Below are 12290 nucleotides of genomic sequence, written 5' to 3'. Positions count from 1 at the left end.
AATGCGCCGCGGGCCCATCTGTAAGTGTCAGCCGAAACCGACTTTCAGCTTTTCCTCATGAGAGGAAAAGGATTATCCGGTATTAGCACCGGTTTCCCGGTGTTATCCCAGTCTTACAGGCAGGTTGCCCACGTGTTACTCACCCGTCCGCCGCTAACCAACAGGAGCAAGCTCCTGTTGGTTCGCTCGACTTGCATGTATTAGGCACGCCGCCAGCGTTCGTCCTGAGCCAGGATCAAACTCTCCAAGAAAGTTGATTAGCTCATTTTGTTACGTTGGCTTAGTTTCTTAATTGAAACTAAAATTTTTGTTTGTTTGCACGATTTTGTTTGTTTAGTTTTCAAAGAACAAGCTCGTTACTTCGTTTGAAGCAACTTTATAACTATAACACCTCAGCAATTCGTTGTCAACCAATTTATCAAATGTTTATACCACCAACAAGTTATTAACTCGTCAATAACGACTGCTTTAATATACTACCATCTAGTTTAAACAACGTCAATAAAAATTTCAAATAAAATTAACTATATCCACTTTCTTCTATTAATAAGTAAAAAGCCGATCCAAACATTTGGACCGGCTCCCAATTTACTTAGTAATCTTGATGATACCTTCTTGCTTCAACTCCACTTGACCTTGCTTATTGATAACAATTTTTTCGCCTTCAGCTAAGTTCGTGAAGACAATCGGTGTGATTGTGGATGTTGCATGTTCTTTAATGTAATTTAAATCAACTTTTAATAACGGCTGTCCTTGTTCGACAATGTCATTTTCTGAAACTAATGTCTCAAATCCTTGGCCTTTTAAATTAACAGTATCAATACCCACATGAATTAGTATTTCACGACCAGTATCAGATAAAATACCAATTGCATGTTTTGTTGGGAATAGGTTTACGATTTTTCCATTGACTGGTGAAACAATTGTTCCTTCTGCCGGTACAATCGCAAAGCCATCGCCCATCATTTTTCCAGCAAACACCTGATCCGGCACTTCGGTAATCGGCTTGATTTCCCCTTTTATCGGTGCTGCAAATACTTCATTTTCACGCGCTTTTTGAAGTGCATCTGAATTAGTGGCCTCGTTCTGTTGTTCTGCACCTTTTTCTGGTGTAGCAACAGAAGTCGTACGAGGTCGCTTACCTGACATGATATCTTTCATTTGTCCTTTGATTGTTTCAGAGCGTGGTCCAAAAATCGCTTGAATGTTATTACCTACTTCAAGGACACCCGCAGCTCCAAGTTTTTTCAGTTGGGCTTTATCAACGTTTTTACTATCATTAACCGATACACGAAGACGTGTAATACAAGCATCTAAATGAGCAATATTTTCCTTACCGCCCATGGCATCTAAAATATTAGTTGCTAAATCACCTGAGCCTGCTTTGCCTGTCGGCGCTTGGCTATCATCTTCTTCTTCTAACTCACGACCTGGTGTTTTTAAATTCCATTTGCGGATCGCGAAACGGAAACCGAAGTAATAAATCAATGCAAAAACTAGACCTACTGGAATGACGATCCACGCATTTGTTTGTGGGTTGATTAAACCGAATAGAACATAGTCAATTAATCCACCAGAGAATGTCATCCCGATTTTTACATTTAATAAGTGCATTGTCATAAAGGATAATCCCGCAAAAATTGCGTGGATTCCAAATAATACTGGAGCAACAAACAAGAATGAGAACTCAATTGGTTCTGTAATACCTGTTAGGAAAGAAGTTAACGCTGCAGAAGCCATCAATCCCCCTACAATCGCTTTCTTTTCTGGTCGAGCTTCATGGTAAATAGCAAGTGCTGCTGCAGGAAGTCCAAACATCATAAACGGATATTTACCTGTTGTGAATGTTCCAGCAGTTAGGTGTTGAACACCATCTTTAATTTGTGCCATAAAAATAGGCTGATCACCGCGGACTAGTTTGCCAGCTGCATCTGTATAGCTGCCAAATTCATACCAGAATGGCGCATAGAAAATATGATGCAGTCCAAATGGAATTAATGAACGTTCAATCACTCCAAAAATAAAAGCAGCAACAGTTCTATTTGCATCAACCATATTTGTTGAGAAAGTATTTAAGCCTGTTTGAACCCACGGCCAAATAAAAATCATTAATAAACCTAAGACAACTGAACTTGCAGCAGTAGCAATTGGAACGAATCGCTTTCCAGCAAAAAATCCTAAATAGGATGGTAATTCAATTTCAAAAAATTTGTTATACATATAAGCGGCAATTAGACCGACTATAATTCCTCCAAATACACCGGTTTGAAGTGTTGGTATCCCTAAAACAGAAGCATAGCTTTGTGGATTAGCCTTTAATGCGTTAGCATCAATTCCTAATGCCGTACCCATCGTGGCATTCATAATTAGGAAGCCTACAATAGCTGCAAGTCCAGCAACGCCTTCTCCTCCGGCAAGTCCAATAGCTGTTCCAACAGCAAATAATAGGGGCAGGTTTCCGAATATTACACTACCTGCCTGTTCCATGATCTTCGCAACCATCGCGATCCCACTATTATCTAAGAACGGGGCGAGGTCAATTAATGTTGGGTTTTGAAGTGCATTACCAACTGCTAATAATATCCCGGCAGCAGGCAAAATCGCTACTGGTAGCATAAGTGCTTTACCGACTTTCTGTAAAACACCAAAAGCATTTTTAAACATAAAAAATACCTCCTAATTTTTTGTTCGGCTCATAAAGCGGTTACATTATCCACAAGAAATACAATAAAAAAGGCATGAGTAAAAAAATCCAATTGAATGAAACTATGGGTATAGATTACCCCATTAACTTCATTTCAATTAAACTTTTTACTCATGCCTGATCGAATCAGTAACACGTAAAAAAATAAGTGCTATTTAAATTTTTTTTGAAGTCGCTGCAAATGCATTGTTAAATATACTGCTTCTGCATCAAAGACTTTCAATTTTAATGATTGTTGCATCACTTTAATGAGCTTCCATGAGAGATTATAACATACTGGATATTCATCTTTCAATAGGGAAGCGATTTTTTCTGGTTCATCGACTTTTTCACCTTTAACTACTCTATCAATGGCAAAGCGAAGGTGACGAACAAGTCTCATATAATCGATTCCTTCTTTATCTATCTCTATTTCAAGCTGTTCTTCTACCATATCAACCAATCTGCTGACTAGTTGTGAATGTTGATTTACATCCGAAAGATTCTTATTTGTTAGCGCACTATGAATATGCAGGGCGATAAATCCTATTTCACCAATTGGAAGGCTAATTCCTGTCTTATCTTTAATAAGCTCCACGACATCTTTTGCCACTTCATACTCATGACGATAAAGCGCTTTCGTCTCCACCAAAAATGGATTTTTCAATTCCATCCCTTGCGAGATCCTCGTTAAAGCAAACATAAGATGGTCCGTTAACGCCACATGGATATGTTCGTTTAACATCGAATTTGTTCGTTGCTTGATTAATTCAATGGAGGCTATGATTACCTCTAAGTATTCATTATCGATAAAAGGAAGCAATTTTATATAATTTTCTTGTTCCTTTTCATTTTTTAAGACAAAAAGTTTTTCCACTGAATCTGTTTCGATATAGTCCCCGTGCTTGCGATTAAAGCCAAGTCCTTTCCCAATCAAAACAACTTCTCCATAGGAAGGGTGTTCAGCAATTAAAACATTATTATTTAAAACCTTTTCAATCAGCAGTTCTGCCATACCCAATTCCCCATTTCTACCTTTTAACCTATTAATTACAGGATAAAAGAGAGAAAACAGGAAGTCAACGACAAAGTTCGACAGCTACATGAACTTATGAAAGTAATTTATTCAAATTTCTTCCCTCTCAACCCGATAAAAAAGAACTGTGGCAGCCCACAGTTCCTTTTGACTTATTTTAAGAAAATGAAATATAGTACAAAGATTACAAAGAAGAAGTACATGACCGGGTGTATTTCTTTTGTTCTGCCCTTTACGATCATTGTAATTGGGTAGAAGATAAACCCAACAGCAATACCAGTGGCAATACTGTAAGTCAGTGGCATCGCAATCATGGTTAAGAATGCTGGAACAGCAATCTCAAAACGCTGCCAATCAATTTTCCCTAATGAAGATACCATTAATACCCCTACAATAATTAACGCAGGTGCCGTTACAGGTGCTGTAACAACCGATAATAACGGAAAGAAGAATAACGATAAGATAAAGAGTCCGGCTGTTACTAAAGCTGCAAACCCAGTTCTCGCTCCAGAGGCGACCCCTGCAGATGATTCAATGTAAGACGTTGTAGTGGATGTACCAAGTACTGCACCGACAGTTGTTGCAATCGAATCCGAAATTAACGCGCGTCCTGCTCGAGGCAGTTTATTGTCTTTCATGATTCCCGCTTGGTTCGCTACTGCGACAAGTGTACCAGCATTGTCAAAGAAATCAACAAACAAGAAAGTTAGAATAATTCCAAGCATTGCAGTTGTATAAAAAGAACTATCTCCAAACGAAGAGAAGGCTGCACCAAAGGTCGGCGCTAAACTTGGAACTGAATCGACTACTTTATGCGGCATATCAATTAAGTTAAAGATCATTCCGACGATTACTGTGATGACCATTCCATAAAATACGGCACCATTAATACCTCTTGTCATCATAATTACTGTAACAACGATCCCAAAAATAGCAAGCAAAGTAGGTCCTGCTGTCAAATCGCCTAAACCAACAAGTGTTGCATCATTATTGACCACAATACCAGCATTTTGTAATCCGATAAAGGTAATGAATAAACCGATCCCCGCACCAACGGCGTGTTTTAAATCAACTGGAATGGCGTTAATAATTTTTTCTCGCAGGCCAGTGAGCGTTAATAAGAAGAAAAACACACCTGAGATAAGCACTGCTCCAAGGGCATGCTGCCAAGGAATCCCGCTTCCTAAAACGACCGTATATGCAAAGAACGCATTCAAACCCATACCAGGCGCTAGCGCTAGCGGATACTTCCCGAGGAGTCCCATGACAATCGATCCTATCGCTGATGCGAGGGCTGTTGCCACAAATACGGCACCATAATCCATTCGTAAGGCATCAGGATAATCCTTTATCGATGCTAATGATAATGTTAACGGGTTAACAACTAGTATATAAGCCATCGCTAAGAAGGTGGTCAGTCCACCAATAAACTCGCGGCGATAATTTGTACCGTGTTTCTCAAACTCAAAATACTTCTGCATTTATTTTCCCCCTATGAATCTTTTCTTTATTATGCAAAAAAAAGCTCCGGCATATTCTACCGGAGCGTGACTTTAGGCATGTGCAATAATAGAGGAAAGGAAGCTAGCCTCTTTATTAATGACACTGCCTCGTAGTCAAGCCATTACGGTGGCTCGGTAGAAACTTTTGGGCCATATCCCCAAGATTATACGATGCAATTATTATATTCTCTTAACTCGTTTTTTATTTTAGCAGGAAAAAAATATCTTGTAAACAAAAAATACGAACGATTTTAAAATTAAAATTGAAATCGTTCGTGAATATTTTACTCCTAAAGAAAATAAGAACTGAGACTATAGTCCTAGTTCTTACGCTATCGCTTTTCTTATTCCCACTCAATCGTTGCTGGTGGCTTGCTGGTAATGTCGTACACTACCCGGTTCACATGCGCTACTTCGTTAACAATACGCGTCGAAATTACTTCAAGGACATCCCACGGAATCCTTGCCCAATCGGATGTCATCCCGTCAATCGAGGTAACTGCTCGGATACCGATGGTATAATCGTAAGTTCTTGCATCACCCATTACCCCGACACTGCGAATGTCTGGAAGTACGGTGAAATACTGCCATATTTCTCGGTCAAGCCCAGCCTTTTTAATTTCCTCACGAAGGATCCAATCCGAGTCCCGAACGATTTCAAGTTTATCCTCTGAAATAGCCCCTAGGACACGAATCCCTAGACCTGGGCCAGGGAAAGGCTGTCTCCAGACGATATCATCCGGAATGCCAAGCTCTGTTCCAAGCACACGGACTTCATCTTTAAACAAGGTGCTTAATGGTTCAATTAATGTAAACTGCATATCCTCTGGCAGACCGCCTACATTGTGATGTGATTTAATCGTCTGCGCGGTAGCCGTACCACTTTCAATGATATCGGTATAAAGCGTTCCTTGGGCTAAAAACTCGATGCCCTCCAGCTTTGTTGCTTCATCATCAAATACATAGATAAATTCATTGCCGATGATTTTCCGTTTCTTCTCTGGGTCAGAAACGCCTTCCAACTTCGATAGGAAACGCTCTTTAGCATCGACCTTGATTACATTCATATGGAAGCCTTCAGAGAAAGTCTTCATCACACTTTCTGCTTCATTTTTACGGAGAAGACCATGGTCCACAAAAATACAAGTTAACTGGTCACCAATCGCTTTATGAATTAACACGGCAACAACAGAAGAGTCGACGCCGCCACTTAAAGCGCAAAGTACTTTTTTATCGCCAACCTGCTCGCGAATCTTAGCCATCTCGATTTCAATGAAGTTCCCCATTGACCAATCGCCAGTGCTTTTACAAACGTTGAAAACAAAATTCCTAAGCAATTCATTCCCATAAACAGAATGACGTACTTCCGGGTGAAACTGAACAGCGTAAAGCTTTCGTTCTTCATCACTCATCGCTGAAATCGGGCAGTGCGGGTTCGTGCCGTCAACAGTAAAACCTGCCGGAGCTTCTACCACAAGGTCGCCATGGCTCATCCACACGGTTTGCTCATTAGGGAGGCCGCTAAAAAGCGCTGATTCATGCTGCACCGTCATGGTTGCTTTTCCGTATTCACGTTGGCTCGCTTTTTCCACCTTCCCATTGAAATGGACAGTCATTAATTGCATCCCGTAACAAATTCCGAGAATAGGCAGACCCATTTCAAATATTTCTTCATCACAACGGAAGGAATTTTCATCGTACACACTGTTTGGTCCGCCGGAAAAAATAATCCCTGTTGGGTTTAATTGGCGAATTTCTTCTGCTGTAATCGTATGCGGATGCAGTTCACTGTATACCCCGAACTCGCGAATCCTGCGAGTAATTAGCTGGTTATATTGACTCCCAAAATCTAATACAATAATCATTTCATGCTTTCCTGGCAAAGCATTCACCCCAATTTTCTTAAGATATAGTTATTATTAACCGTAACAACAAATGATATAAAAAAAACTAGAATTCTCCCTCCATTAAATATCAGGAAGGCAGAATTCTAGTTTTCTTGCAAAGTGCTCACAGAAAAATCCTGCCTTCATAGTCAGGTCATTATAAGGTGACCCGGTAGAGACTCTCGAACCTTATTTTCGAGGATATATGAAGGAAACGTACATATTTTGAAAAGCGCACACCCATTTAGCGAAGTCCGCTAATAGCTTACGCTAGACATTGAATAGTACATATTGTAACAATAGGTCGTTTTTCTGGTCAAGCAATTGTTTTTTTGATTAAATTTTCCCACAATTCATGCGATTCTTCCCAAGTTCCCTTTGGCAGGTTTTGATGATACACATAATTTTCATAAATAGCTGTCAATCGGGACATCTCTCTCGTCGAAAAGAACGAATCAATATAACGGGCATAGTTCCTCAGTGTTTGGTTCTCCTTCCGCTTTAAACCGTAGCGATCGAACTGTTCTAATAAAGCCAGGTAGGCAGCCCCGAAACTTTCGTCCTTTTTCCTGAACCGATAAACCGCTAACAGCAAGTAGGGAACCCACTTCCCACGGATCCGATAAAGAATCGTAAATACTCCTGCTAAGAGTATGAATATAAGAACCATCCGCTTCCAATTATTTTTCAAAAACAATTTTGAATCAGCCCATATTCTTTTGATATCAGAGAATTGATTCGAATCATTTGACGCCTTCGTATCATCAAGATTTTCCTGCTGAGGATTTTTCGCAGTTGGTGTGCTGGTTTGCGGATTAGATGATGATGTCGCTGTTGATTCATAATTGATGATGATTTCATTTGAAAAGCCCTTTGTTGGCTCAAATGGGACCCAGCCTTGATTCGGAAAAAAGACCTCCACCCAGGAGTGGGCATTATTATTTGTTACTTCATAAACCTGTACCCCTGAAGCCTCATCACTAGATTGGAGAAAATCTCCGCCCGTAAACCCTTTGACCCAGCGAGTGGGAATCCCCAGTGTTCGAAGCATAACTGCCATGGATGAGGAGAAATTATCGCAATAACCCCTTTTTGTATCAAATAAAAACTGATCGACATAATCATCGTTGGTGTCAGGCACCGCAACATTTTTTTGGCCGTAGGTGTATTCCGCTTTTCCAAAATAACTTTCCACTGCCTTCGCTTTATCGAACCAATTCGATTTTGAGGCAGTAATTTCTTCTGCTAACACTTTAACTCTTGGTGGCAGTTCCTCAGGCAGTCGGGTATACTTTTCATAAAATTCAGGGTTGATGCTCGTCGGATCAAAACTAGTTGTTTGCACTAAATCCTTTGCTTTATATTTGGGTGTTTCAAATTCAACTGTAAAGTCGCGAGGTACAACAGGAGCTTTGTTATGATTGTAAAAGCTGATTCTCTCATTCGTTGTATCGACCTCAAAGTCATTTCCAGCTGCATCAAGCGGCAGAATTTTTAACACTTTATTAATACCGGCAGGATACATAAGATAGTTATAATTATAACCTACATGGGTTAATACACGGGCAGTTTCCTTAATGGTCTCCACTGTTTTTGGCAATGAATAAACAGGGACCAAGTCTTCCTGACGGAAGGAAATGGGCGTTGTCCCAGATGTTAGCCAGCCTTTTCCTGTGTAAACATCCTTCGTTTCCATCTTCCAATAATTTTTTCCGTTCGCTTCATAGTTAAAAACCGGGTTGTTGTCCCCTGTAAATGGACCGCCTAAAGCCGAATCATTCGTTCCGTACCCAATTCGATGAACACCATTTAGATTGCGTTCTGGAACTTTATCGTTATTAGCTGTTAAATAGGGAACAGGATCAGGCCATATCGGTTCAGCTTTTGGTGCTGCTATTCCAATAAAAACACTAAATGCAATCATTCCTGCTAGCGGCACCATCCACTTTCGAAAGAAAGCTGGCTCAGTGTTTACATTCTCCCTCTGGATAATCCGGTTAAACGTCAGCATCCCCATCACCGCAAAACCAGCCACCACTGTTCTGACAATCGCCGCTTTTGCGCTATAAGGGGTAAACGTATCCAACACGGTAATATAAATCAATGTCATAAAATAAAAGATAAATATTCGCTTCCGGTTTAAGAGCCAATAATGAATTAAATAGACCATTAGCCAAAGCAGGACAAAGAATAATAGTGTCCGGAACACATTGGATAAGTCGTTCCAGTCCCTTGCAGCGATCAAGCCAATATTATCGATCACATCCGTTAATAAGGACTTAACCCAGCCAAACTGAAAGAACCCTTCATCATAGTGGATGCGGTTGATAGAATATAAGATAAATATCATTTTAATCAGGTATTGCCAAATCCATTTTAGATGTAAAAAAGAGAGGGAAAACGAAATAATCAGGAAAATAATAAATGTTTCAATATGTTCCGTTTCCGTTAATTGTTCAACTGGACGAAGCCACTCCCATAATAATAGAAAACCAAACGTATATAACAGAAACGACGGATAATCCCTTTTAATCAAAAAAGTTCACCTCCGAAAAGGCTGCCTTGTGTTGACCTTCATGAACCATAACAATCCGCACCCCTCGTGCATTGGCCATTGCAATGAGTGATCTTTCGTTTTCTGTTGGGGATTCTTTCTCCCCCTTTATTAGAAAAAGCGTAATGGTTCCTCCTTTTCGTTGTCCAAGAAAACTTGCTTTTTCAATCAAGGGTTTGGTTATCTGTGCCGTGACAAGCATAAATGAAACCGTTTGTTGGATAAACAGACCATCTGTATCTAACACCTTTTCAAAAGGTGAGATACATTTCGCTTCTATTTTTGCTAAATGATAAAAGAGTTGCTGGAGATGCTGTTCTCCGCCTCGGATCGGGAACGATGCCCGCTCGTTGCTAATCGTTAATAGGCCTGTCTGGGCTCCTTTTTTCAAAATGGCCCGCAGTAATGAGGCCGTAAAGGATACCAAAGGCTCAAAATGGTTATCTGGCACACAGTCCATGACGACAAAAACATCATGTGATTGCCGCTGCTCAAATTCCTTTGTCATTAGTACGTTTCGTTTCGCAGAGGCTTTCCAGTTAATCCACGAAAATCTGTCACCCGGCTGGTAGTCCCTTACACCCGTAGCCATTGAGGTATCACGCTGCACACGTTCCCTTGATGCGGTCAAACCTTGATCATACTGATTTTCAAATGGTCGATATAATAGATCTAAATAAGCTGGATAGACAATAATTTTTCCCTCTGAAGTTACCCTTTTTTCTTTTTCGAATAATCCAAGCGGATCACCGATTCTTACGGTAAAGGACTGAAAAAAATGTTCACCGCGAGGCAGCTCTTCAATGATATATTCATAAGAAAATTCCTTTTTCAATCCCGGTAAAAGAAGTGCCTTTGGTTTCTTTTGCTGATTGGCAAATTTCAAGGAATCATCTAAGTTGTCCTCGACAAGTAAATAAAATAACGGAAAGGATTTTGACCTTTTTACTGTAACTGCCACCCTTAAATGTTCCCCCGCGTTGTAATCTAATTTTTGCAATGTTCTTGTGACTTCAAGTTCATTTAAGGAGTAGAAGGCTATGGCCACACAATAGATCGCAAAGGGTAAAAAGCTATAAAATAAAAACCAGCTGACAAAACCCCCTTGGAACATCGCGTAAGAAAAGGTTAATAGAATCAAAAAAAGTAACAGGATAAACTTCCACACTTTTTTGATTGGAATCCAGAGCTTTTTCATTCTATTTCACTAACCTTTGGACCGGTACAGGAACTCTTGCAACCACCTGGTTGACTATTTCTTCAGCAGTAATCCCTTCAAACTTTGCCTCTGATTTTAAAATGATCCGATGGGATAAGACAAAACGGGCCAAATATTGAATGTCATCAGGCAGGACATAATCATGTCCAAACATATACGCATAGGCCTGCGCTGCTTTCATTAAGGCAATTGAACCCCTTGGGCTTGCCCCAAGGTAGACGCTGCCATGTCCCCTAGTGCGATTGACAATGTCGACAATGTAACGCTTAATCGTATCATCGACGAAGACATCTTTAATTTCTTTTTGTAAATCGAGGAGGCCTTCAAGGTCAATCACTGGCGTTAAATCCTCAATCGGCGGAACCCTTTGTGCTCGGTTCAACACTTCCATTTCCTCTTGTAAGTCCGGGTAACCCATTCTCATTTTTAATAAAAAACGGTCAAGTTGTGCCTCAGGAAGCGGGTATGTCCCTTCATATTCGATTGGGTTTTGCGTTGCCATAACGAAAAATGGCTTGTTCAGTTGATGGGTTATTCCATCAATGGTTACACTCGCTTCCTCCATCCCTTCTAAGAGTGCCGACTGTGTCTTCGGGGATGTCCGGTTAATTTCATCGGCAAGAATGATGTTCCCCATTAACGGACCGGGACGAAATTGAAATTCCATTTCTTTTGGATTATATATGGAGACTCCGGTTACATCGGATGGCAATAGATCCGGTGTGAATTGAATTCTGCGGAAGTTGGCATTCACAGACTTTGCCAGGGCACGAACCATCATCGTTTTCCCGACACCTGGTACGTCTTCTAACAGCACATGGCCGCCAGCTAACAGGGCGACCAGACTAAGTTCAGCAACGTCTCTTTTTCCAATCATAACCTTTTCAATGTTTACGAGTATTTTTTCAATCACGGGATTTATTTGTTCAAGAGACAAGGTGACTCCTCCTAGGATGGTTACTATCTATTTGGGCATTCATCTAAGTATTCTATATACTCCTAAAATATTCCTTTATAAATAAAGCCTACTCCGAAAAATGAGTAGACTCTTAATTTAAATTTACAGAATAAGCCATCCTCTTACAGGAGTTCCTTTAATCATTAATATCGGAATTGACTTCAACCAATGTCTCCACATCAATAAATACATTCTACCACTGGGATTGTTTTAACAACCCTTTTGTTACTTTATACATTGATTCAAAAATTTCATCTTCATTACCTTCTCTGACAACAACGAGATTTTGTCTTTCTCCAACTTTATATATCTTCCAAAAATCCCCATCTCTATAACACCCTGTTGTATAAGGTACATTTGATACGCTCCCTATAACAATTTGTAATTTATCTAAATTAATATTTTCATTTTGAATTCTTTTTTCGTATTCTTCCTTAGTCATTGTTTTCCCT

Annotated in this window: 8 protein-coding genes, 1 rRNA gene and 2 riboswitches; all 9 genes read right to left on the bottom strand. The window is 40.0% G+C overall.

Features of this window, described 5'->3' with window-relative positions; translation table 11 throughout:
- Positions 1 to 251: ribosomal RNA gene (locus J7E63_RS28305) — 16S ribosomal RNA — on the bottom strand; the annotation flags it as partial.
- Positions 252 to 588: 337 nt separating this feature from the next.
- The gene (ptsG, locus tag J7E63_RS28300; RefSeq protein WP_215018555.1) at positions 589 to 2664 is read right to left on the bottom strand and encodes a glucose-specific PTS transporter subunit IIBC; all 2076 of its coding nucleotides are present in this window, start codon (positions 2662 to 2664) and stop codon (positions 589 to 591) included.
- Between the two features lie 191 nt (positions 2665 to 2855).
- Positions 2856 to 3698: a glucose PTS transporter transcription antiterminator GlcT gene (gene glcT, locus J7E63_RS28295; protein ID WP_215018552.1), complete on the bottom strand. Its 843-nt coding sequence runs from the start codon at positions 3696 to 3698 to the stop codon at positions 2856 to 2858.
- A gap of 173 nt (positions 3699 to 3871) precedes the next feature.
- Positions 3872 to 5200 carry an NCS2 family permease gene (locus J7E63_RS28290; protein WP_215018550.1) on the bottom strand — a complete coding sequence of 443 codons (1329 nt, stop codon included), beginning with the start codon at positions 5198 to 5200 and terminating at the stop codon, positions 3872 to 3874.
- Between the two features lie 112 nt (positions 5201 to 5312).
- Positions 5313 to 5413, bottom strand: a riboswitch (purine riboswitch).
- Between the two features lie 152 nt (positions 5414 to 5565).
- Complete coding sequence (gene guaA / locus J7E63_RS28285; protein ID WP_215018563.1) at positions 5566 to 7086, bottom strand: glutamine-hydrolyzing GMP synthase; 1521 nt, start codon at positions 7084 to 7086, stop codon at positions 5566 to 5568.
- 147 nt (positions 7087 to 7233) lie between these two features.
- A riboswitch (purine riboswitch) is annotated at positions 7234 to 7336 on the bottom strand.
- Positions 7337 to 7423: 87 nt separating this feature from the next.
- Complete coding sequence (locus tag J7E63_RS28280; RefSeq protein WP_215018548.1) at positions 7424 to 9643, bottom strand: DUF4129 domain-containing transglutaminase family protein; 2220 nt, start codon at positions 9641 to 9643, stop codon at positions 7424 to 7426.
- On the bottom strand, positions 9636 to 10859 hold the full coding sequence (locus J7E63_RS28275) for a DUF58 domain-containing protein (RefSeq protein ID WP_215018546.1): 1224 nt from the start codon (positions 10857 to 10859) through the stop codon (positions 9636 to 9638). The genes J7E63_RS28280 and J7E63_RS28275 overlap by 8 nt, the downstream gene beginning before the upstream one ends.
- A 1-nt stretch (position 10860) precedes the next feature.
- Positions 10861 to 11817 (bottom strand): AAA family ATPase, encoded by a 957-nt coding sequence (locus tag J7E63_RS28270; protein WP_214998306.1) that lies wholly within the window; start codon positions 11815 to 11817, stop codon positions 10861 to 10863.
- A gap of 214 nt (positions 11818 to 12031) precedes the next feature.
- Positions 12032 to 12280, bottom strand: coding sequence for a hypothetical protein (locus J7E63_RS28265; RefSeq protein ID WP_215018544.1), 249 nt, complete (start codon positions 12278 to 12280; stop codon positions 12032 to 12034).
- Between the last annotated feature and the right edge of the window lie 10 nt (positions 12281 to 12290).

Source organism: Bacillus sp. ISL-75 (genome assembly GCF_018613095.1).
This window is presented reverse-complemented; position numbering and strand designations above follow the sequence as displayed.

Excerpts from the sequence above, each read along its gene's own strand:
- ptsG (WP_215018555.1), bottom strand. The coding sequence starts at position 2,664 with ATGTTTAAAAATGCTTTTGGTGTTTTACAGAAAGTCGGTAAAGCACTT.
- glcT (WP_215018552.1), bottom strand. The coding sequence starts at position 3,698 with ATGGCAGAACTGCTGATTGAAAAGGTTTTAAATAATAATGTTTTAATT.
- J7E63_RS28290 (WP_215018550.1), bottom strand. The coding sequence starts at position 5,200 with ATGCAGAAGTATTTTGAGTTTGAGAAACACGGTACAAATTATCGCCGC.
- guaA (WP_215018563.1), bottom strand. The coding sequence starts at position 7,086 with ATGATTATTGTATTAGATTTTGGGAGTCAATATAACCAGCTAATTACT.
- J7E63_RS28275 (WP_215018546.1), bottom strand. The coding sequence starts at position 10,859 with ATGAAAAAGCTCTGGATTCCAATCAAAAAAGTGTGGAAGTTTATCCTG.
- J7E63_RS28265 (WP_215018544.1), bottom strand. The coding sequence starts at position 12,280 with ATGACTAAGGAAGAATACGAAAAAAGAATTCAAAATGAAAATATTAAT.